19 protein-coding genes are annotated in these 22146 nt (G+C 70.6%); 8 read left to right on the top strand and 11 right to left on the bottom strand.

Going from position 1 to position 22146, the window contains the following annotated elements:
• Positions 1–26: 26 nt before the first annotated feature.
• Positions 27–1133 (bottom strand): extracellular solute-binding protein, encoded by a 1107-nt coding sequence (locus tag JJQ90_RS23875; protein WP_216878791.1) that lies wholly within the window; start codon positions 1131–1133, stop codon positions 27–29.
• 110 nt (positions 1134–1243) lie between these two features.
• Between JJQ90_RS23875 and JJQ90_RS23870 the strand changes: the two genes are divergently transcribed.
• From JJQ90_RS23870 to JJQ90_RS23850, 5 genes are all read left to right on the top strand, one after another.
• Positions 1244–2566 carry an NAD(P)/FAD-dependent oxidoreductase gene (locus tag JJQ90_RS23870; RefSeq protein WP_216878790.1) on the top strand — a complete coding sequence of 441 codons (1323 nt, stop codon included), beginning with the start codon at positions 1244–1246 and terminating at the stop codon, positions 2564–2566.
• Positions 2563–4170 (top strand): amidohydrolase, encoded by a 1608-nt coding sequence (locus tag JJQ90_RS23865; protein WP_329959509.1) that lies wholly within the window; start codon positions 2563–2565, stop codon positions 4168–4170. The genes JJQ90_RS23870 and JJQ90_RS23865 overlap by 4 nt, the downstream gene beginning before the upstream one ends.
• A gap of 134 nt (positions 4171–4304) precedes the next feature.
• Positions 4305–5045 (top strand): hypothetical protein, encoded by a 741-nt coding sequence (locus JJQ90_RS23860; protein WP_216878788.1) that lies wholly within the window; start codon positions 4305–4307, stop codon positions 5043–5045.
• Between the two features lie 9 nt (positions 5046–5054).
• The gene (locus tag JJQ90_RS23855) at positions 5055–5555 is read left to right on the top strand and encodes a hypothetical protein (protein WP_216878787.1); all 501 of its coding nucleotides are present in this window, start codon (positions 5055–5057) and stop codon (positions 5553–5555) included.
• Between the two features lies 1 nt (position 5556).
• Positions 5557–6015 carry a hypothetical protein gene (locus JJQ90_RS23850; protein ID WP_216878786.1) on the top strand — a complete coding sequence of 153 codons (459 nt, stop codon included), beginning with the start codon at positions 5557–5559 and terminating at the stop codon, positions 6013–6015.
• 6 nt (positions 6016–6021) lie between these two features.
• Here the strand turns inward: JJQ90_RS23850 and JJQ90_RS27555 are convergent, their stop codons facing one another.
• The gene (locus tag JJQ90_RS27555; protein ID WP_216878785.1) at positions 6022–7323 is read right to left on the bottom strand and encodes a DUF3421 domain-containing protein; all 1302 of its coding nucleotides are present in this window, start codon (positions 7321–7323) and stop codon (positions 6022–6024) included.
• On the opposite strand from JJQ90_RS27555, the gene JJQ90_RS23840 reads away from it, so the two are divergent.
• Entirely contained in the window at positions 7295–9070 is a 1776-nt protein-coding gene (locus tag JJQ90_RS23840) for an ABC transporter ATP-binding protein (protein WP_216878784.1), read from the top strand. The two genes, JJQ90_RS27555 and JJQ90_RS23840, sit on opposite strands and share 29 nt — an antisense overlap.
• A gap of 40 nt (positions 9071–9110) precedes the next feature.
• On the opposite strand, the gene JJQ90_RS23835 is transcribed toward JJQ90_RS23840, so the two are convergent.
• The 7 genes from JJQ90_RS23835 to JJQ90_RS23805 all read right to left on the bottom strand — a co-directional run bounded on the left by JJQ90_RS23835 (position 9111) and on the right by JJQ90_RS23805 (position 15806).
• Entirely contained in the window at positions 9111–10346 is a 1236-nt protein-coding gene (locus tag JJQ90_RS23835; RefSeq protein ID WP_216878783.1) for a RhtX/FptX family siderophore transporter, read from the bottom strand.
• Positions 10343–10720 (bottom strand): hypothetical protein, encoded by a 378-nt coding sequence (locus JJQ90_RS23830; protein WP_216878782.1) that lies wholly within the window; start codon positions 10718–10720, stop codon positions 10343–10345. The genes JJQ90_RS23835 and JJQ90_RS23830 overlap by 4 nt, the downstream gene beginning before the upstream one ends.
• Positions 10721–10722: 2 nt before the next feature.
• Complete coding sequence (locus tag JJQ90_RS23825) at positions 10723–12963, bottom strand: TonB-dependent receptor (RefSeq protein ID WP_216878781.1); 2241 nt, start codon at positions 12961–12963, stop codon at positions 10723–10725.
• Positions 12964–13103: 140 nt separating this feature from the next.
• Entirely contained in the window at positions 13104–14228 is a 1125-nt protein-coding gene (locus JJQ90_RS23820) for a TMEM43 family protein (protein WP_216878780.1), read from the bottom strand.
• A 78-nt stretch (positions 14229–14306) separates the two neighbouring features.
• Positions 14307–14744, bottom strand: coding sequence for an acyl-CoA thioesterase (locus JJQ90_RS23815; RefSeq protein ID WP_216878779.1), 438 nt, complete (start codon positions 14742–14744; stop codon positions 14307–14309).
• Positions 14741–15094, bottom strand: coding sequence for a hypothetical protein (locus tag JJQ90_RS23810; RefSeq protein WP_216878778.1), 354 nt, complete (start codon positions 15092–15094; stop codon positions 14741–14743). The genes JJQ90_RS23815 and JJQ90_RS23810 overlap by 4 nt, the downstream gene beginning before the upstream one ends.
• Before the next feature lie 4 nt (positions 15095–15098).
• Positions 15099–15806, bottom strand: coding sequence for an RraA family protein (locus JJQ90_RS23805; protein ID WP_230410938.1), 708 nt, complete (start codon positions 15804–15806; stop codon positions 15099–15101).
• Positions 15807–15969: 163 nt separating this feature from the next.
• Here JJQ90_RS23805 and JJQ90_RS23800 point away from each other — a divergent pair, with 163 nt between their 5' ends.
• Together JJQ90_RS23800 and JJQ90_RS23795 are read left to right on the top strand one after the other, a co-directional pair.
• Complete coding sequence (locus tag JJQ90_RS23800; RefSeq protein WP_216878776.1) at positions 15970–17607, top strand: methyl-accepting chemotaxis protein; 1638 nt, start codon at positions 15970–15972, stop codon at positions 17605–17607.
• Entirely contained in the window at positions 17604–18785 is a 1182-nt protein-coding gene (locus JJQ90_RS23795; RefSeq protein WP_216878775.1) for a PP2C family protein-serine/threonine phosphatase, read from the top strand. The genes JJQ90_RS23800 and JJQ90_RS23795 overlap by 4 nt, the downstream gene beginning before the upstream one ends.
• Positions 18786–18828: 43 nt before the next feature.
• On the opposite strand, the gene JJQ90_RS27370 is transcribed toward JJQ90_RS23795, so the two are convergent.
• Positions 18829–19398, bottom strand: coding sequence for a fasciclin domain-containing protein (locus tag JJQ90_RS27370; protein ID WP_216878774.1), 570 nt, complete (start codon positions 19396–19398; stop codon positions 18829–18831).
• A 130-nt stretch (positions 19399–19528) separates the two neighbouring features.
• Positions 19529–22141, bottom strand: coding sequence for an ATP-binding protein (locus tag JJQ90_RS23785; RefSeq protein ID WP_216878773.1), 2613 nt, complete (start codon positions 22139–22141; stop codon positions 19529–19531).
• Positions 22142–22146 lie beyond the last annotated feature (5 nt).

Here is a 22146-nt window from a genome sequence, read left to right as displayed (position 1 = left end):
TTTGCCGCACCGCAGCATTCCTGCCCTCAGCCGGTGACCATGTCGATATAGTCCGCATTGGCCTGGGCATAATTCTGCCCCCACCAGCGGCCATCCTGCGCCACCTGGACCCGGGCATTGGCGGGTTCGGTCGGGTTGTACTTCTTGAATTCCTCCGGCACGAGCGCCGCGGCATTCGGGTTGGTCGGGCCGTTGCCCATCAGCTTCAGCAACTCCACCTGCCCCGCCGCATTCGCCAGCATCGAGGCCAGCAGCCGCTGCGCCAGCGCGCCGCCCGGATTGCCGCGCGGGCTGACGAAGATGCCCGGCTGCAGGATGCCCTGGTTCCAGATGAACTTGAACCGGCCGTTGCTCTCCGCTTCCAGCACCTTGGCGCGGGTGTGCCAGATCTGGCCCATCACCGCCTCACCCGTGCGGATGAACTGCTCCGACTCGGATCCGCTGGTCCAGAAGACCAGGCTGCGCCGGATTTCCCGCACCTTGGCGAGGCAGGCGCGGATATCGAGCGGGTAGAGGCTGGCGATGTCCTTGCCCAGCGCCATCTGCGCCGCATCCAGCGCGCCGGCGGCATCGCGCCGCAGCAGGCGGGTGCCAGGGAATTTCTGAAGGTCCCAGAAATCCGCCCAGCCGGTCGGCGCCGTGGCGAACTTGCTGCTGTCATAGACCAGTACGCTGCTGAAGGAATACGGCGCGGCGCCATGTTCCAGCGCGAAGGTCGGGCCGATGACATTGGCGCGGTCGACCACGCTGTAATCCACCGGGTTCAGCAGGTTCATCCCGCCCAGCAGAAAGGCCGAGGTGGCGGAGCTGTCGCAGAGGTCCCAGGTGACCCGGCCCGATTCGACCATGGAGCGGATGCGCCCGGCGGAAGGCCCGGTGCTGTCCTGCACCACCGTCACGCCCGGATTCGCCGCCTCGAAGGGCTTGCCGTAGTTGTTGCCGAAGCCCTGGTTGGCGATGCCGCCCCAGTTCACCATCACCAGACGCTGCGCGGCCTGGGCCTGCGCCGGGTCGGGCAATGCCGCCGCCGCGCCCAGCGCGGCGAGCCCCGCCATCAGCCCGCGCCGGCTGATCTCGCCCCGCCGAAACTTTTCCAGCGCCAGTTCGACGCAGTCCTGCTGGAAGCTTTGCATACCCAGATCCCCTTTTTGATGATGCCCCAATCGGGTCCCTTGATCCGGAGCGTCTCCGGCGGGAACCTCTCGCTGTGCAGCAAGTGAACAGCGGGACGCGCGCCACGGCAATGACTGATCTTCATCCGATCTTCGCTCCCGCGTTCAAGGCGCGCCCCTGGTGGTGGGAAGCCGCCGAACCGCCGGACCGCGACAACAGCCTGCCCGACCGCACCGCGGTCGCCATCGTCGGCGGCGGCTATGCCGGCCTCTCCGCCGCGCTGACGCTGCGGCGGCTGGGGCATGAGGTGACGGTGATCGATGCCGAGCGCATCGGCTGGGGCGCCTCCTCCCGCAACGGCGGCATGGTCTCGGGCGGGCTGAAGGTGGCCTCCACGGGGCTGGAGGCAACCTATGGGGCGGAGGAGGCGCGCCGCATCACCGCCGCCGCCGCCGCCTCCTTCCCCTTCATCGAGGAGACCATCGCGCGGGAGGGGATCGACTGCGACTATGTCCGCTGCGGCCGCTATGCCGCCGCCTGGTCGCCCGGGCACTACCGCGCCATGGCGGAAAAGGCCGATTGGATCGCGGAGCTGACCGGCCTGCCGACGGAGATGGTGCCGAAGTCGCGCCAGCGCGAATTTTTGGGGAGTGACCATTACCACGGCGGCATGGCCGCCGCGGCGACCGGCAGCCTGCATCCTGGCAAATATGCGCGCGGCCTGGCCGCGGCGGCGGAGAAGGCCGGCGCCCGGCTGGTCGATGGCGTGCGTGTGACCGGCGTGAAGCAGGAGGGCAGCGGCTTCCGGCTGGCCACCGACAAGGGCGAGCTGCGCGCGGATGCGGTGCTGGTCGCCACCAACGGCTATTCCAAGGACCCGCGCGGCACCGCCCTGCCCTGGCTGGCGCGCCGGCTGATCCCGCTGAATTCCTACATCATCGCCACCGAGGAATTGCCGGCGGAGACGATGGACCGGCTGTTCCCGGGCCGCCGCATGATCTCGGACAGCAAGCGCGTGCTGAACTATTTTCGGCCGTCTCCAGACGGCAAGCGGGTGCTCTGGGGCGGGCGGGCCAGCTTCCGGGCGGCGACGGCGGAGCAATCGGCGCCGACCCTGCACGGCTACATGACCGCCGCCTTCCCGGAACTGGCGGGGACAAAAATCACCCATGCCTGGACCGGCTATGTGGCCTTCACCTTCGACTACCTGCCGCATATCGGCGTGCAGGACGGCGTGCATTTCGCCGCCGGCTGCCAGGGCAGCGGCGTCGCCATGGCCACCTGGCTCGGCCACAATGTCGCGCTGAAACTGGCCGGCGCGGCGAATGAGCGCTTCGCGCTGGACGGGCTCAATTTCCCGACCAGGCCGACCTATACGGGCTCGCCCTGGTTCCTGCCGTTCGTCGGCGGATGGTACCGTCTGCGGGACCATATCGACAGGATCGCGGCGTGAGCCCCGATTTCCTGCTGCTCAACGCCCGCATCGCCAGCATGGATGCGGCGGCCACCGAGTACAGCGCGCTGGCCTCCCTCAACGGCCGCATCGTCGCGCTGGGCGATGACAGCCTGCGCGACCTCGCCGGGCCGCAGACAAAAATCCTGAACGCCGAGGGCCGCCGCGTGCTGCCCGGCATCGTCGACAGCCACGCGCATCCGGATGCCTATGCGCTGCGGCTGCGGACCTGGACGCTGGTCTCGCCGGAGCATGTGGCGACGCGCGACGCGCTGCTCGCCCGCATCCGCGCCCGCTGCCAGCAGGCGGCGCCGGGCCAGTGGTGTGCCTTCTACCGGCTGAACGAACGCGCCTCCGGCGGCTATCCGACGCTGGCGGAGCTGGATGCCGCCAGCCTCGGCCGGCCCATCTTCATCCTGCGCACCGATGGCCATCTCGGCCTGGCCAATTCCGCCGCCTTCGCCGCCTGCGGCGTGACCCGGGACACCCCCGACCCCGCCTTCGGCCGCTTCGACCGCGGTGCCGATGGCGCCTTCACCGGCCTGGTTCGGGAGACGGCGGCGCATGTCTTCCTCAACGCCCTGCACGACCAGGACAGCGAGGCCGATATCGCCGAGGGCATGGAGCAGGTGCAGGACCAGTGCCTCGCCGCCGGCATTACCTCGGTGGCCAATTCGCTGACGCCCACGAAGGCGATCCGCGCCTATCAGCAGATGCGGCGGGACGGGACATGGCGGATGCGCATGGGCATCATCGCCTCCGGCCGCGACGAGCCGCTGGTGCCGGCGCTGATCGCCGCCGGCATCCAATCCGGCTTCGGCGACGACTTTTTGCGGATGATCGGCGTGGAGTGGTGCCCGGATTGCTCGACCAGCGGGCGCACCGCTGCCTATTGGGACCCCTATCGCGGCACGCCGGTGCCGGGCGAGCCTGTGCCGAATACCGGCATGCTGCTCTATGAAAAGGACGACCTGATCCAGCGCGCCACGGCCGCGCACAAGGCCGGCTTGCAGGTGATGATCGAGGGTGTCGGCGATCGCGGCATCGACTTCGCGCTCGATGTGATGGAGGCCGCCCTCGCCGCGCATCCCGTGGCGGATCACCGCATGCGTGTCGAGCACTGCTGCTACGTCACGCCCAAGATCCTCGCGCGACTGGCCCGAGGAAAATTCGTGGACAGTTCCGCCACAGGCTTCATGGATGAATTGGGAGAGGCCTATGTCGCCAATAGGGGGCAGGAGGCCATGCGCCATATGTGGCCGCATCGCAGCCTGATTGATGCCGGCATCCCCGCCCCCGGCCATTCCGATTTTGCGGTATGTCGCGTCTCCCCCTGGACTGCCATGGCCGCCATGGTCACCCGCCGCACCACCGGCGGCGCCGACCTCGAGGCCTCCCAGGCCATCACCCCGCTGGAGGCAATCCGCGCCTACACCAGCCTCGGCGCCTGGGCGCAGCGGGAGGAGCGGGACAAGGGTTCGTTGGAGGTCGGCAAGCTGGCCGATTGCATCGTGCTCGACCGCGACGTGCTGAATGGGGAGGACATTGCCGGCACGCAGGTGAAGGCCACCGTGGTCGGCGGCATGCTGCGATACCAGGCGTGACGCATCAACCATTAGTTGTATTTATTTCACCTTGCTTCGCTTTTTCGCCCCCGCTTACAGTGCCGGCGAAGTAACGGAAGCGTGCCATGCCGTGCCGTGTTCTCCTCCTGCTATTCGCCCTGGTCCTGTCCTCAGTGCCAGCGGCAGCCGACAGCCGGCCGGCGGATTGCGAGCTCACGGTACGCGGGCAGAACTATATCCGCGGCATCTGCCAGTTCTCGCCGATGCAGGGCGGCAGTTTCCAGATCAGTGGCGGCGACCGCTTCGCCTATGTGACGGTGATCGCGCCGGGTGTCGCCGAGGCCAGCTGGAACGAGGACCCTGCCGCCACCCATGCCCAGGCGCCGCTTGGCCGCCTGACGCGCAGCGGCGCCTGCTGGGTCGGGGCGGAGGCACGAATCTGCGCGCGCAGCCTCTCGCCCGCGGCACAGCGCGCCGCGCTGGCGGCGCAGCCGGATGGCGACGCATTGTTCCCCGAAGTCGCGCTTCAGGCCTGCCTCGGCGTGGAGGGCGCGCTGGAGCCGGGGGCCGAGCTGGTCCTGCGCAATTGCCGCGTGCCGTCCGACCTGATCTTCATCCGCCGCGCCGATGGCGGCCTTGGCATCTCGCGGCAGCCCGGGCTGTGCCTGGGGCTGGAGGCGCCGGGCATGTCGCGGCCGCCGGTCCTCATCCTCGAGCCCTGCCAGCCCGCCTCGCCGCGCTGGACCACGCGCGCCACCGCCACGGAGGCCGCGCCCGTGCGGTCCGAAGCGGGGCTGTGCCTGACCATCCCGCAGCTTGAGGTCGCCGATGCGCGCTTTCCCTTCCGGGTTGAGGCCGTGCCCTGCACCAGCGCGGGCGACCGGGCCGTCCGCTTCATCCTGAGCAGAGGGTAGGACCCCATGATGTTCGGCACGATCCCACTCCGGCGCCTGCTGCTCGCGGCGCTGCTGCCCCTGGCCGGCGCGCTGCCCGCCCAGGCGGCGCAGGAACCCTATGGCCAGACGCTATGGGGCTGGCGCTTCACCCAGGACATCGAGCGCGGCAGGCCGATCTGCCGCGCCATATCCTCGGCCCCCTCCACCCAGGGCTTCATCATCCAGCGCCTGGGGAACGGCAATTTCTTCCTCTCGGTGCTGGCGTCCGGCGTCCCGCGGGGAAATTATGAGGGGGGCCACCTCGGCTCCGGCGACTACGGCACCATGGTCAATATCCGGTCCGACGGCAGCCGCATCTACATCCCCGCGGATGACCATGACATGTCCCAGATCGGCAGGACCGGCCGGTTCGAATGGGGCGCGGGGCCGGTGCGGGGCCGGACCATCCGGGGACAGGTCTCGGGCATGGGCTTCAACGACGTCGTCCAGCGACTGCGCGAATGCACGCGCGCCAATGGAGGGCGCTGAGATGCCGCGCGACACCCCTGCCCCGGTGCGGCCCGGCCTGGCACTCGGCCTGGCGCTGCTGCTTGCCTGGCCCGCAGGCGCGCAGCCTGCTTCGCCCGGCCGCGGCCTCGCCCTGCCGCAAGCGGCCACGGCGCCGCTGCTGGTGCAGAACCTCAACATCGACCTGAACCTGCGATGGGCGGGAAGCTGGGTCTGGACCAGTCATGGCCGGTCCAACAACCTCTCGACCTTGGAGATATTGCCGAACAACCAGGCATCCTACTGCTATGATCGCAGCTGCAGCCGGGTCAACTACCGGCATGCGAACGGGACCATCATCTTCAGCCGCAACGGCACCGACCATTTCGAGCTGCGGGCCGCCGAGGGCGGCAATGTGCTGCTGGGACGCTACTGGTCCCGTCGAGAGGATCGCCGGGCGGCGCCCGCCGCGACCATCCGGATGGTCAAGCCACCCCGGTAGCCGCCATCATGGTACGAGAACCTCGTAGCTGCTGCCGGTGAACTCGCGACCGCCATAGCTGAAATTGCACCCGTCGAAGCCGGGCCTGATCTTGCCGAGCTGCAGGCTGCCCCGGTAGCCGATCCGGCAGGCGAACAGCGCGCTGCCATCCGCCTCCTGCCCCGATCGCAACGCATTCGGCGGAACCTGCCCGCCGGTCGCCGGCACCCAGCGACCCTGGCCGACCATGACGCTGTAGGCATGGGCGGTGATCTCGCGCCCGCCATAGCCGAAATCGCAGCCGTGGAAGCCAGGCCGGATCTTGCCGGGATGCTGCCCGCCATTGTGCTCGGCCAGGCAGAGAAACAGCGGCTGGCCATTGGTGTCCCGGCCGGCGGCGGGCGCATTCTGCGGGATGCTCCCCCCCGATTGCGGCACCCAGTCCACGCCCGCCGCCACCGGCGCTGGCGCCGCCGCGGATGCGGCCTGACGGGCGCAGCCTTCCAGCAGATCGAAGGCGCCGGCGGTGCCCTGCAGGGCGTAGCGCGGGCCGGTCGGATCGAAATTCAGGTTAAGCCGCCGGGCGCTCCGCAGCGCCCGGACCAGTTCGGGGCGGATCAAGGCGCTGGCCGCGTCCGAATGCCGCTCGAAGGTCGCCTGGAAGGCGCGACCGTCGACCAGCAGGGTGGTGGTGACGTCGCCCGTCAGGGGGAAGTCGCTGACCATCGACCACTGGTCCCCATCCAGGTCGATGCGGACCATGTTGCCGGAGCCCGGCTCAGAGTTCGGGCCGGTCAGCCAGGCCGCGCAGGAGACGCCGAAGCTCTCGACCCGCCATGACCCGGATTCGCCGACGACCTGCTGCGCCTGCGCGGCCGGCGCGACCAGCAGCAGGGACGCCACGGCGGCCAGCGCGGTGTGAACGGAATGCCTCATCTCTCGTCGTACCTCCACACGCCACGCCTGGCTCGTGAAAGGATTCACGTCGACGATGATGGCATCGTTGCGGCAACGGCGTGTGCCGGCGTCCTCCTCGCCGCGCTGCCATGCGCCGGCGCGGGCTTGGCCGGAACCGGCGGCCCCGGCACCATCGCGCCAGTCGGCCGACTGGGCCGAAGCCGGAGTAGATGCCTCTGTCCCAAATTCCGCCTCGCGGCTTTCCCATCGACGCGATGGACCAGCCTGGCATCGCCCGCCGCGGTCGCCGGCGATGAGTGGCCGTCGTCCCCCTCCGCCGCGTGCGGCAAAATCCTTCCGGGAGAGGTTGGGCGCGCTGCGCAACCTTTGGCCCTTCCTGGCCATGGTCTGGCGCACGAGCCCCTGGCTCACCAGCGCCTCCCTCGCCCTGCGGCTGGTGCGGGCGGTGCTGCCGGTGCTGGCGCTGTTCGTCGGCAAGCTCATCATCGACGATGTGGTGGCGCTGCTCGGCGAACAGCCGCGGCCGGCGAACCCCTGGGGCTGGTGGGAATCCGGCCGGCTGAACTGGCTCGCCTGGCTCGTCGCCGCGGAATTCGGGCTCGCGATCCTGAGCGACCTGCTCGGCCGCCTGGTGGCCCTGGTGGATGCGCTGCTGGGGGAGCGGGTGGCGAACGACGCCTCCATCCGCCTGATGCGCCATGCCGCGACGCTGGACCTCGAGACCTTCGAGGATGCCGCCTTCCAGGACCAACTCGACCGCGCCCGCCGCCAGACCAGCGGACGGATGGGGCTTATGGGGCAGATCTTCAACCAGGTGCAGGACCTGCTCACCGTCGCCAGCTTCGCCGCCGGCCTGCTGCTCTATGCCCCCTGGCTGATCCTGCTGCTGCTGGTGGCGCTGGTGCCGGCCTTCCTGGGTGAATCCCACTTCAACGCCCAGAGCTACGCGCTGGACTATTTCCGGGCGCCGGAACGCCGCGAACTCGACTATGTCCGCGCCACCGCCGCCAGCGCGGAGACGGCGAAGGAGGTGAAGGTCTTCGGCCTGAACGACTTCCTGATCGACCGCTACGCCCAGGTCTCGGCCGCCTTCTATGCCGGCAACCGGCGGCTGGCGCAGCGCCGCGCCTTCTGGGGCGGTGCCTTCACCGCCATCGGCACGGTGGGCTATTACGTGGCCTTCGCCTTCATCGTCTGGCGCACGCTGGAAGGCGCCTTCAGCATCGGCGACCTGACCTTCCTCGCCGGGTCCTTCCGCCGGCTGCGGCAATTGCTGGAGGGTCTGCTCGCCGGCTTCTCCACCACCGCCAGCCAGGCGCTGTACCTCGATGACCTGTTCCGCTTCTTCGAGGTGACGCCGGCCATCCTGTCCCCCGCCGATCCCCTGCCCTTCCCCACCCCGATCCGCCAGGGCTTCGTCTTCGAGGATGTCGGCTTCCGCTACCCCGGCGCCGAACGCTGGGCCGTGCGCCACCTGTCCTTCACCCTGACCGCCGGCGAAGTGGTCGCCCTGGTCGGCGAAAACGGCGCCGGCAAGACCACTTTGGTGAAACTGCTGACGCGGCTCTACGATCCGGTGGAGGGGCGCATCCTGCTCGATGGCCGCGACCTGCGGGATTACGACCTGGATGCGCTGCGCGGCAGCATCGGCGTCATCTTCCAGGATTTCGTGCGCTACAATTTCACCGCCGGCGACAATATCGCCGTCGGCCGCATCGAGGCCCGTGCGGACACGGCGCGGATCGAACGCGCCGCCCAGCGCAGCCAGGCGGATGCCGTGATCGCCCGCCTGCCGGAGGGCCTGGCCCAGATGATCGGCAAACGCTTCAAGAACGGCGTCGAGCTTTCGGGCGGCGAATGGCAGAAGATCGCCATCGCCCGCGCCTATATGCGGGAGGCGGAGGTGCTGGTGCTGGACGAGCCCACCGCCGCCCTGGATGCACGTTCGGAATACGAGGTTTTTGCCCGGTTCAAGGAACTCAGCCAGGGCAAGACCGCCGTGCTGATCTCGCACCGCTTCTCCTCCGTCCGCATGGCCGACCGCATCCTGGTGCTGGCGGAGGGGAAGGTGGAGAGCCAGGGGACGCATGAGGAACTGCTGGCCGAAGGCGGCCGCTACGCCGAGCTGTTCGAGTTGCAGGCGGCGGGATACCGCTGAGCGGCGCGCGGGGGATTGTTCGTCCCCCGCCGGACGATCCCTATTGCGGAATCGCCGCCATGGTCTTGGCCCGCCGCAGCAGGCCCAGCGTGCCCATCACGGCGATGAAGGACAGCGCCGTCGCCAGGCCGAACACCGCCGTATAGCCCATCGCATCCGCCAGGCGTCCGGCGATGAAGGACCCGGCCATGTAGACGATGAGCTGGGCGCAGGCGAGCACGGTGAAATCCGTGCCCGGCTGCTCCGGCGAGGACACCGCCATGAACAGGCTGTAGAGCGCCACGATCTCCATGTAGCGGATCAGCGTCTGGAAGCCCGCGGCGCCGAACAGCGGCACGAAGCCGCTCACCCAGCCCGCCGCATGCAGCGCGAAGAGCAGGAAGCACAGGGTCCGTGCATTGCCGAGCAGCGACAGGGTGAAGGACAGGCCCTTCTTCCGCACCATCACCGCGGCGATGGCGGTGCCGGCGAGCCCCGCGGTCACCGCCGACAGTCCGGAGATATAGCCGATCCAGTCCAGCGGCACGCCGGCATCGACCAGATACGGCCCCTCCAGCGCCTTCACCAACCCCTCGCTGGCGCGATACAGCAAGGCGATCCACAGGATTGCCCGGGCCTCCCGCCGCCGCAGGAAGGCGCGGAGGGAGGGCAGCGCATGCGCCTCCAGCGGTCCCGGCGGCGGCTCGCGCATGGCGAAGGCGGCGACCAGCGGCAGAAGGGAGATGGCGGCGATGGCCAGGATCATCACCTGCCAGCCGAAATGATGGTGCAGCACCAGCCCCATCGTGCCGCCGACCACAACGCCGATGGCGATGGACCCGCCCTGGATGGCATTGCCGATGCCCCGATCGGCCACCGGCAGATACTTCGCCGCATAGCCATCGGTCGCGATGTCCTGCGTCGAAACCAGCAGCGATGTCATGAAGCCGATGGCGATGATGCTCCACACATCGGTGGGCGCCACCAGCATCAGCGACAGGATGCACAGGATGACGCCGGCCTGGGTCAGCACCACCCAGCCGGCCCGCTGCGCCCGCGCGAAGGGGCGCAGCCGGTCGACCAGCGGCGCCCAGAGGAACTTCAGCACCAGCGGCAGGAACAGCAGGCTGAGATTGCTGAGGTCGGTGCGACTGACGCCGGCTTCCCGCATGATCGGCGGCAGTGCCGCGACCAGCAGGTAGCTGGGGATGGCCTGTGCCAGATACAGCGCCGCCAGCACCACGAACAGCCGCATGCGGCCGATCTGCCCGGCGGGGTCCAGGGTCGTCGCGCTCATGCCGGCGGGTCCATGAAGGGCTGGAGGAAATCCCGCGCCTGGTCTTCTGCCTCGAAGACGGCGACGGGAAAGCTCCAGAGCTTCCCGAAAACCTCGGCGGAGCGGCTGCCGGGCTTGCCCGGGCGCACCATGGCCAGCGCCCGGCAGGTCTCGTTCATCCGCGCGCGCGTGGCCTTGAACCACAGCGCCTGGGCCTTCTCCCCGGCCTGGGACAGCATCGCCTGGCCGGCGAAGCTGGCCAGCAGCACGAAGGGTCCGGGCTGCTCGCTGATGCGGTGCAGCGCGGCGAGGTAGTCGGCCTCGTCCGTCGGCGCCGTCGGCACGTCCAGCACCAGCCGCAGCAGGCCGCGGTCTTCGAGGTCGAGCCGGACCATGGTCAGAAGGTGATCCGGTAGCCGAGGGTGACGACCCGGCCCAGCGCCTCCACCGGCAGGTTGCGGACCGAGGTGGCGGTGGGGTTCTGATAGGCGGCGTCGAACAGGTTCTCCACGGCCATATAGCCCTGCCCACCCCCGATCGGCGTCGCGGCGCTGAGGTTCATCGTCGCGCCCTGGGCCAGCTTGTAGCGGGTGCCGCGGGTGTCGATGGTCTCGTTGCGGCCGCTGAAGGCCACGCCCTCGACGCGCAGGACGGTGCCGTGGTCGAAGCTGTAGGTGCCGCTGAGCGCGCCGCGGATCGGGCTCGGGATGCGGTTGTTCGGCAGCGCCGAATCCAGCTTGCCGTCCTGGTTGGAATCATAGCGGCCCTCGCGCCAGGTAAGGTTGCCGCCGATGCGGAAATGGGCGGTCAGCGCGTAGTCGGCATGCGCCTCCACGCCATAGATCAGCTCCTTCTGCTGGGAGATGCGGTTGGTGCCGGGGTCGAAGGTGACGCCGTCATCCGAGGTGCTGGCAAAGCCGACCAGGCCGGCATTGAACTCTGCCGAGCGGTGGCGGATGCCCAGCTCGTAGCTGTTCACCAACTGCGCATCCGGCGCGATGGAGGCGTAGGAGACGCTGGTGCCGGCCGGCAGGCAGTTCGGCCGCGCGACGGTGCAGGCATAGGCCAGGGACAGGCCGGCGCGGCGGGTGAAGGACCCGACATCGGGCAGCGCGAAGCCCTGGCTGAAGCCGCCATAGATCTCCGCCGTCGGGGTCAGGCGGAAGGTGGCGCCGAGATTGGCGGTGAGCGCATCATAGCCATAGCTGCCGCCGGTCACGCTCAGCGCCGGCAGCACGTAGCCGCCGGCGGCGCTGACGCCATAGAAGGCGGTGGGGCGGGTGAAGTCCTCCGCCTCCAGGTCGAAACGCTCATAGCGCAACCCGCCGCGCACGGTCAGGCGCTCGCCCAGCGGAAGCTGCAACTGGCCGAAGGCGGCGTAGTTGGTCTGTTCCAGCGGCGAGAAGACCTGGCGGCCGTCGAGCAGTTCCTGCGTCGTGCGCTCCCGCCCCACATCGCCGCCCCAGGTGAACAGCAGCCCGTCCATCACCCCGCTCAGCGGCGTGTCCACGGTGATGTTGAGGCCGGTGCGGACGGAGTTCAGCGTGGTCTGGTTGCTGGCATCGGTGGGCGAGGCCGGGTTGCCGGAATAATAGACCACGCTGTTGGCCGGATAGGCGTAGCGCGAATAGCTGAAGCGCTTGTTGATGTCGTTGTGGAACAGTTGCACCGCCAGCCGGCCGAGCGCGAAATCCTGGTCGGTGTAGCGCGCCGCGACGGAGGCGCTGCGCTCATAGATCGGCTCGCCCGTATAGGCATTGGCGAAATCCGGCCGGGCGCGCGGCGTGGTGTAGCTGGTCAGGTAGCTCGGATCCTGTTCGACATCGATGAAGATGCCGCTGAATTCCAGGCGCCGTGCGCTGTCGATGTCGTAGCCGAAGCGGCCGGTCAGGTTGCCGAAGCGGGTGCGGTCGCCGCCGCCCTGGCCAAGCAGGGCATCGGAAGGCATTTCCCGCCCGGCACCGTCATAGGTGACATTGGTCTGCCGCCCCGTCGCGGTCAGCGCGAAGTCGAAGCCGCCATCGGTCCGCCCGCTGGCGCCGAGCGAGAGCTGCGGCTGGATCGAACGGCCGGGATTGGCGGTGAAGGCGCGCACGGAGGTGTCGATGCTGAAGCGCACGCCCGGTTCCGTGCCGCGCCGGGTGATGAGATTGATGGTGCCGCCGGTGGCGCCGGAGCCGAACAGGGAGGAACCACCGGCCACCGTCTCAATCCGTTCCACCGCGTTCAGGTCGATCAAGGCCAGGATGCGGGAGACGTCGCGCAGCGGCGTGTTCAGAGGCACGCCATCCAGCAGCACCAGCACATCGCGGCCGCGGAAGGTCTCGGAGGCGCCGGAGATGGTCTCGGAGGTCATCGAGAAGCCAGGCACCAGGCGGGAGATCGCGGTGGCCGCATTGTTGCCCAGCAGCAACTGCCGCTCGATCTCCGCCCGGTCGATCACCTGCACCGATTGCGGAATCTGTTCCACCGGCCGCGGCGCACGGCTGGCGGTGACGGTGACATCGCCCAGCAGCAGGGCGCCGCCCTCCGCCGGCTGTTCGCCCTGCGCCAGGGCGGGAAAGGTGGCGAGGCCGGCCAGGACGCCAGCAAGGGCCGTGGAACGGCACAGGCGGCTGTGGCGCGCGAAGATTGTCATACGGGGAGGCTCCTGAGTCCGCTTCCCTGATAATGCGAGTCATTCGCATAAACAATGCGACCCAGACCCTCCCCGCGACCTCGCCGGCGACCGTGGCAAATCGGCAACCCCTGCCGAATTGCCCGGCGCCCGCCGCCGGATCAGGCCGGCATCGCCCGCCGCCACAGCCTTGTCACGGCGAAGGCAGCGCCAAGCCCGACCGCCAGCACCGCCAGCGCCACGATGGGGCGGTAGAACAGCCAGGCGATGGCGATCAGCGTCGGCGCCAGCACCAGGGTCAGCACCAGGGCCACCAGCCCGGTGCCGAAGCCGACCACGGCGCCGACCGGCGGCAGCACATCGGCCAGCACCTTCAGCGGCCGCAACACCATCCCCCAGCCCGCCAGCATCAGCACGAAGCCGGCCAGCCGCAGCAGCCAGGTCAGCATCACATTGGCGGCCTCCGCCTGGGCGAAGATCTCCGCCGCCGGCACCTGGCCCGGCACCAGCATGAACAGCGCATCGCCGGCGCGGGTGGCGAAGGGCGCGAAACCCTCACCACGCTGCGCCGCGACCACGGAGAGCGCCTCCGGCTGCGCGATGCGCCAGGTGATGCGCAGGTCGCCGATGCGGGGCGCCTGCGGATTGGCGCCGAGGAACAGCACATTGCCCTGGGTATTATAGGCGGCCGGGGGCGCCAGCGCCTCCTCCGCCGCCAGCCCCTCCAACTGTGCCGGCGCGAGGCGGAAGCCCCCGAGACGGGCCTCGGCCGCCGTCCAACTCGCGCCGGCATGGCGCGGTTCCGGATTCTGGTGATTGTCCGGCTGGCGGAAGCGCGACGAATCGATCCGCCCCTCGGCCCAGGCCCGGCTGTAGCGATAGGTGGTGACGGTTTCCGTGCCGCCGCCCAGCGCGGTGCGCGTTTCGCTCTGCTGCTCCTCCCGCCACTGGAACATCTCGACGCGGCGGATCAGGCGCAGCGTGCCGCCCGGGGCGGTGACGCCAAGCTCGGCATCGGCAGGCGGCGGACCGGCGCGAACCGGGGCGGCGACATGCACCAGCCGGCCTTCCAGCGCCGGATCGGGCCGCGCCGCATCGACGCTCCGCACCTGACCGGCGCCCTCCGCCAGGGAGCGCGCGGTCTGCACCGCCCTTCCCTCATTCCAGAAGATCAGCACCATGGCGACCAGCACCAGGATCAGGCCGACCAGGATCCCCTTCAGCGCCCCGCCGAGGCGGCTGAACCAGGATTGACGGGTGGTCTCGGTGAACTGGTCGCTGGGCATCGGGGTGTCTCCTCTGCGGCCTCCCTAGCTTCGGACGCCGCGGTTGAACATCCCTCCACCGTTTCACGCCATTTCGGATCAGCCCCGCTTCAGGGCCAGCCGCCGCGGCGCCTCCTCCACCCGCATTTCTGCGAATCGCGCCAGCACATCCTCCGGCCAGGCGCCGACCTTGCGGGTCGCGAGATCGACGCAGAGGAACAGCACCTCATTCTCCGCCGACAGCCAGCCTTCCGCGGCATGGTACAGCCGGTGCCGCAGCAACAACCGCTTGGCGTCGAAGGCCAGCAGCGCGCTTTCGGCCGCCAGCGGCGCGTCCAGCACCACCTCGCGCCGATAGGCCTGCCAGGACTCCACCGCGAAGGTGCCCAGCCCCCGCGCCCGCAAGGCCGGGCCGAGGCCCCAATGCGGCCAGACCTCATCCGTCGCGAGGTCGAAGGCCACCAGGTAATAGGCCAGGTTCATATGGCCGTAATGGTCGACCCATTCCGGGCGCACCCGGCACAACACGTCCTTCATCGACACTCCGGATAGGCCAGCCAGCCCAGTTCACGTCCCGCATCATCCACCACCCGCCAGGCATCGACGCAGCGGCGTTCCAGCATGAAGGCGCGCAGCCCCTCGCCCGGGCGTGGCGGCCCCGCCGGGCGCCGCGCCCCGCCTTGGCAATCTTCCCGGGCGCCGCCGGGCAGCAGCAGCCGGGCGGTGAGGCCGCCCGTTGCCTCCCAGGCCTCCACCACTATGGCGCCCGCGCGCCCTTCCAGGCAGGCGCGCAGCGCGGGCGCCCATTCGGCGGCCCGCGAGTCCCAGCCCGGCCCCTGCGCCAGGGCCAGGCCCGGCAGCAGCGGCAGAAGCCAGCGGAGCCTCATCGGTTCAGTGGATCTCGTCCGCCTGGGCGATGGCCGCGGCCAGCTTGGCGGCGCTGAATTCCGGGTCCTTGCACAGGTCGAGGATCACCTTCTCCCGCCGCGCGCCCAGCTCGATCGCGGCCGGGATCTTGCGCACCGCATCATGCGGGATCACCACGGCGCCATGATGATCGGCATGGACCACATCCTCATGCTGCACATGCATGCCGTGGATCGAGACCTCCTGCCCATAGGCCACCATGTGCACATAGGCATGGCTCGGATTCACCACGCCGGCCAGAAGCTGAAAGCCCGGCGCGAGCATGTCGAGGTCGCGGATCGAGCCATTGGTCACGCCGCCCTGCGCGCCCAGCGCCTTGTGCACGGCCGAATGCACCTCGCCCCAGAAGGCGCCTACGCCGGGGGTGTCGTCCAGGTCCTGCAGCACCACGATGGTGGGCAGGGAGGCGCGTTCCACATAATCGTACCAGCCGAGGCGGATCTTCCGGTCCACCTCCTTCGGCCGGCCCGAAGGCGCGGCGGCGCGGATGGTGCCGGTGCGGGCCAGGCCGCAGATCGGCGGCAGCTTGCGGTCCGCGGCGACCAGCGGCCGCACGGTGAAGCCATGGCCGCGGCGCGCGGGCAGCACATATTCCAGCGCATTGCAGATGGTCGGCGTGTCCCATTGCCGCAGCGTCTCAAGGTCTTCCAGCGTGAACGGATGCTCGGCCATGGTCATTTTCTCCCCTTCCGCACGATGCGTGGGGGAAGCATCAGGCGCCCCGCCCCGGTCGTCAAACCATGCCCCCCCAATCATGCCCGGCCCGCCCGCGCTTGTTGCCGCCCCGCCCGGCCTGTAGCCTGCCGCCAGTTCCAGAAGGCCACCCGGACCCCGAATGGCTGCACCGCCCCCCGCGACCGCCCCGACAGGCGGAGCCCCTGCCCGCGCGCATCCGCGCCCCAAGGCCTCGCGCTTCGGCGCCTGGTTCGGGCGTATCGGCGTGCGCGCCGGGCTCATCACGCTGCTGATGGTGATGGTGGTGGGGCTGCTCTCCGGCGCCGCGCTGGTCGTCGTCGGGCGGCAGGTGGTCATCATCGAGCAGCTCGGCCTGCGCGACCGCGAAGCCGATACGGCGGTGGACGACCTCGCCCTGCATGTGGCGGATTTCTCCTCCGCCTTCGCCAGCGTCATCGCCGGCGTGCTGCAACCCGGCCCCAGCGCCCAGCGGATGATCCGCAACGGGCAGTTGATCGGCGAGGCCTTCCAGCGGATGGTCGATGTGCTCGGCCCGCAGCTCGATCCGATCGTGCTCGGCGGCGGCGTCGACATGGCCCGCCGGCTGCCGGAATTCACCGAGCAGGTCCGCGCCGCCTTCGCCGCCCGGCAGCGCGACCAGTTCGGCCCGCTGCATGAGGAATGGCTGGACTTCGCCTCCGCCTTCAACCGTGTCGCCACCGCCGCGCGGACGGAGGTGAAGCAAAGCTCCGATGTCAGCCTGGCCGCGGCACGCCAGTTGGAGCAGCAGGCGCGCACCATCGTGCTGGCCGCCGCCGCCGCCGGGCTGGTGGGCTGCGCCCTGGTCTGGGTTGTGCTGGTGCGGCTGCTGGCGCGGCCGCTGTCCCGCCTCGCCTCGGCCATGGTCAGCCTGTCGCGCGGCGCGGTGGAGACCACCGTCCCGGGTGCCGACCGCACCGACCAGGTGGGCGACATGGCCCGCGCCCTGCTGGTGTTCCGCGACAACCTGATCGCCGCCCGCAACCTGACCGAGACGGCGCTGGAAAACGCCCGCCGCACCGCCATCGCCACCACCCAGGCCTCCGACGCCATCGGCCAGGTCTCCGACGGCGCCATGACCCAGCTCGCGGAGCTGCGGCAGGTGGAGGAAGCGCTCGGCCATACCCAGGATGCGGTGCGGGAGGTCAATCGGACGACGCAGGACAGCAGCGACCGCGCCGATGAATCGAAGACCCTGCTGGCCGAGAACCTGGTGAAGCTGCGCAGCCTCATCGAGCTGGTGGATGCGGTGGCCGAGGATACCGAGCGTGTCACCCGCATCGCCGGCACCATCGCCAAGATCGCGACGCAGACCAATATCCTGGCGATCAACGCCGCCATCGAGGCCGCCCGCGCCGGCGAACACGGCCGGGGCCTCGCCGTGGTGGCGGAGGAAGTCCGGGCGCTGGCCGCCAGCAGCGAGGGCCTGGCGCAGGAAATCGCCGATGTCGTCCTCGTCGCCGGCCGCCGCACCCGCGAAGGCAGCGGCACCGCCGCCGCGGTGGGCGAGGCGATGGACGAGCTGGAAACCCTGGTGACCGAAAGCGCGCGGCTTGCCGGCGCCATCGCCGTGGCGATGGAGGAACAGCAGGCCACCGTCACCTCCATCACCGAGCGCGTCAGCACCCTGTCCCGCATCGGCCAGTCCAATGCGACGGCCGCCGAGGAGATCACCGTGACCATGATCGACCTGTCCAAACTCGCGGCCGAAACCCGCAGCGTGGTCGAGGCGATGGCTGCCGACCGGGGCCGGGCATGAGCGAGAGCATGACGCCCAGCGAGGATGTCGCCATCCTCGTCGTCGACGACAGCAGCTTCAACCGGCTGGTGCTGAAGCGCCGGCTGGCGGAGCTGGGCTATCCGAATGTCACCATGGCCGAGGACGGCATCCAGGGGCTGGCGGCGCTCGAAAAGGCGCGCTTCGACATCATGCTGCTGGACCTGGAGATGCCGAACCTGGACGGCATCGGGGTGCTGGAGCAGTTGCGGGCCGCGCGCGGCGCCGCGCCGCCGGTCATCGTCATCTCCGCGCTGACGGAGATGGAGAAGATCGTCCGCTGCATCGAGCTGGGCGCCGAGGACTACCTGCCGAAATCCTTCGACCCGCCGCTGCTGAAGGCCCGCCTCGGCGCGGTGCTGGAGAAGAAGCGGCTGCGCGACCTCGCCGATGCCCGGCTGGCGGCGCTGGAGGCGGAGCTGGAATCGGCCCGCGCCGCGCAGCTTTCCCTGGTGCCGCGCGATTTCGTGGCGGCGGCGACCGGCCAGCTTTCGGTCCATGCGGCGATGGTGCCGGCGCGGCAGGTGGGTGGCGACCTTTATGACTGCCTGCGGCTGGATGCGAAGCACATGCTGTTCGCCGTGGCCGATGTCTCCGGCAAGGGCGCCCCGGCCGGGCTGACCATGGCGCGCACGCTCGGGCTGATGCGCGCGGCGGCGAAGCGGCTGGCGCCCACGGATGGCGCGCCGGATCCGGGCGATATCCTGGCCATGACCAATGACGACCTCTCGGCCGACAATGAGAGCCAGACCTTCGTCACCGTGGTGGTCGGGGTGATCGACGGCACCACGGGGGCCGGCCGGATCGCCGTGGCGGGGCATGACATCCCCCTGCTGCTGGGCGGCGCGGCGCCGCCCCGGCTGCTGCAAAAACTGCGCCGCCAGACCGCGCTGGGCGTGATGGAGGGCATTCTCTATGCCTCCGACCCCTTCACCTTGGCACCGGGGGAGACGCTGTTCTGCTATTCCGACGGTGTCTCGGAGGCGGAGGACGACAAGGGCGGCTTCTTCGGGCGCGAACGGCTGGAGGCGGCCCTGGCCGAGGCCGGCACCGATCCGCGCCAGGTGGTCGATACCGTGCTGCGCGCCGTGACCGCCTTCGCCGATGGCGCGCCGCAGGCCGACGACATCACCGCCCTGGCGCTGCGCTTCGGCGATTAGACAAGGGCGCGTATGCGCCTTTGTCTAATCGCCTGCGGGTGCTTCAGCCCGGCAGGACCGGCGCGTTGGTCACATGGAACACGCCATCGGCCGCCAGCACGTCGCCACGGGTGATGGCGGTGGGCGCCCGGCCGGCCACGGGGGTCACACCTTCCCGCGTCAGGCTGGCGGTGCGGCCGCCGCTCGGCTGCACCTGAAGCCGCGCGCGGTCCCAGGTCACCACCGTGTTGCGCCGCGCCGCGATATCCTCGAAGCGCAGCAGCCCAAAGGCCGCATTGGCGAAGACGATGGGCTGCACCAGGGCGCGCTGCGCCTCCGTGGGGTTCACCGGCGGGTTGTCCAGCAGGGCCAGCACGGGGGCGGGCAGGCCATCGAAACCTTCATTCACCGGAGCGAACAGCGTCACCGCCCCACTGCGCAACCCAAGCCGCGGCACCGCGCCCGAGACCTGCAAGGCGGCGGCGAAGCGGCGATGCTCCGGCTTGCCGCGCAGCAGGGTCAGCAGGTCGATGGTGCCGTCCTCGGGCAGCACACGGGACGGAACAACATTCTGGCAAGCGGCCAGCAGCAGCGCGAGGCCGCCGGCACCAAGCGCGTGGCGTCGGGCAATCACGGGCAGTCCTTCCCCAAAAGACGATTCGGCCTGTCTCAAACCGCGTGGCGAATCGCCCAAACGCGGCCTGTCGCGCGGGCTCTAGCGGTGCCGCGCCCGGCCGTCCAGCGGCAGGCCGGGGCTGTTTCGTTCAGCCAATCGCCACTTCGGGGGCGAACCCGTCCGGTTCCAACACAACCACCGGTTCGCCATGGCCCAGCACGCCCACGCCGCCGATGCCCGGCAGCGCCGCCAGCGCTGGATGCAGCGGGCGCAGCAGCAGGTCGGTGCGGCGCTGCACCCGGTCCACCGCCAGGCCGAAGCTGCGGCCGCCCGACTTCACGATCACGATGGCGCCGCCCTTGAGATGCGTGGAAGCCCTGCCGCGCCCGTCGCCCACCAGCGCCGCCAGTTCCAGCACCTCGCAGCCGGCGGAGGCACCGGCCTCCAGCACCGCCTCCACCCGCGCCGCCGGCAACGCATAGAGGTGGCCTGCAGCCTCCACCAGCAGCACTGTCTGCACCGCGGCGGTCAGCGGCAGGCGCAGGGTGAAGCTGGTGCCCTGGCCGGCGACGCTGGCGACCTCCACCGTGCCGCCGGCGCGGCGGATGGCGTCCTGCACCACATCCAGCCCAACCCCGCGGCCGGAGGTCTCGGTCACCGTCTCGGCCGTGGAAAAGCCGGGGCGGAACAGCAGGGCGAAGACCTCCTCCTCCCCCATCGCCGCCGCCTGTTCGGCGCTGACCAGGCCGCGCGCGACGGCACGGGACAGCACGCGGGCGCGATCGATTCCCCGCCCGTCCTCGGAGACGCGCACCCGGACCTGGCCGGTGCGGCGGGCGGCGGAGACGCGCAGGATGCCCCGGCGCGGCTTGCCCGCGGCCTCCCGCGCCTCCGGCGGCTCGATGCCATGGTCCACGGCATTGCGCGTCAGGTGCAGCAGCGGGTCGGCGAGAAGCTCGACGAGGGAGCGGTCGATGGTCACGTCCTCCCCCTCCATCACCAGTTCCACCTCCCGCCCCGAGGCCTGGGCGACGGCGCGCACCACGCGCGGCAGGCGGCCGAAGAGGGTGCCGACCGGCACCACGCGCAACTCCATCACCGAATCGTCCAGCCGCCGCATGCCGACGGCCAGCCGTGTCTCGGCGCGCTCCAGCGTCTCATGCATCTGCCGCAGCCGGCCGAGCGCCACGCCCAGCTCCCGCGCCGCGCCCCCCGACAGCCGGCGTTCCAGCGCGCCGAGGGCGGCCAGCGCTTCGCTCGCCCCGCCATCGTCCAGCGTCTCCGCCAGCGCCAGGGCGGCGGCGCGCACCTCCGTCTCCAGCGCGATGATCTGGTCGATCGTCTCCTGCCGCACCCGCATGGTGACCGGGGCGCTGCGCAGCGGCGCGGCCTCCGGCGCCGGGCCGGTCTCGGCCGGGGCCAGGTCGAGCACGGCACGGCGGGCCGGGTCGGCGGCGGTGACGATGCGCGACAGCGCCTCGAACTCCGCCGGGCCGGCCAGCAGCATGTCGAGATGCGGCGGCTGCCCGTCCAGCACGGTGCGGCTGGTCAGCACCTCCGCCTCCGCCGCCAGGGCCGTGGTGATGGCGGCCTCTAGCTCCGCCGGCAGGCCGATCGCGAGCCGCAGCCGCACCAGCAACCGCCCGCCCTCCACCGCCGCGATCACCCGCCTGCGGCCCTCAGCGCCGAGCAGGGTGACGAAGGCGGCGGGAATCCGCGCATCCATCGCCTCGCCACCCGGCAGCGCCTCCGCCACCGCCCGCAGCCCCGCCAGGCCGCCCTCTGCGGCATGGCGCAGCCGCTCAACCAGGGCTGGCCCCTGCGCCGCAAGCAGGGCCGCCGCATCTGGATCGGCGGCGCGGTCGGCCAGGTCGCCGAGCGCCAGCAGCAGATGTTCCAGCCCATCGAGCCCGAAGGCGCAGGCCACCTCCGCCGCCTCCTCCGCCGTGGCCATGGCGGCGGTCGCATCGCCCCCGGCCAGCGCCGCTTCCAACTGGAGGGCCAGCGCCGCGAGGCGCGGCCCGAGCGCCACCGATTCGCCCCCGGCCGGCCCGGTCAGCGCGAGGGCGCCGGCTTCCTCCCCGGCCACCTCCTGCAACAGCAGCAACCCGCGCCGCAGCCCGCCCAGGGCCGGCAGCGCCGCGGCCGTGCCAGCCTGGGCCGCCAGACGGTCCAGCGCCCCGGCCAGGCGGGCAAGGCCGAGCAGCCGCGCGGCTTCCGACAGTTCCGCGGCCTCCCGCAGCGCCTCCGCCCGCCGCTCGCCCACCAGCCCGGCCAGCAGCGGCGCGGCATTCTGGAAGCGGGAGGCGAGCGCGCCACGCAGGGCCTCGCCCGCGCCCAGATGGGGCGGCGGCGCCGCGGCTTCCATCCTCGGCGCTGGCGCCGGCCCCGCATCCGCCAGGGCCGAAAGACGCGCCAGAAGGTCCGCCGGCGCCGGCACGTCGCGGTGCTGGCCGAGCACCGTCGCGCGTTGACGGCGCAGGGTATCGACCGCGGCCAGCAGCCCATCGGCCACGGCGCCGGTGACGGCCAGCCTGCCGTTGCGGGCCAGACCCAGCAGGTCCTCGCAGCGATGCGCCACATTCTTCATGCCGGGCGCGCCCAGCGCATCCGACATGCCCTTCAGCGAGTGGAAGGCGCGGAACAGCCGGTCCACCGCCGAACGGTCGGATTCCCCGGCCGAGAGGATGCGGTCGATGGCGTCCAGGTGATCGTCGGATTCACCCGCGAACTCCTGCCAGAGCGCCTCGTCTTCAATCATTGCGG

Origin of the sequence: Falsiroseomonas oleicola (assembly GCF_019029495.1) — a bacterium.
Taxonomy (GTDB): Bacteria; Pseudomonadota; Alphaproteobacteria; order Acetobacterales; family Acetobacteraceae; genus Falsiroseomonas; species Falsiroseomonas oleicola.
The sequence above is the reverse complement of the archived record's forward strand: the minus strand, read 5'-3'. Positions and strand labels throughout refer to the sequence as shown.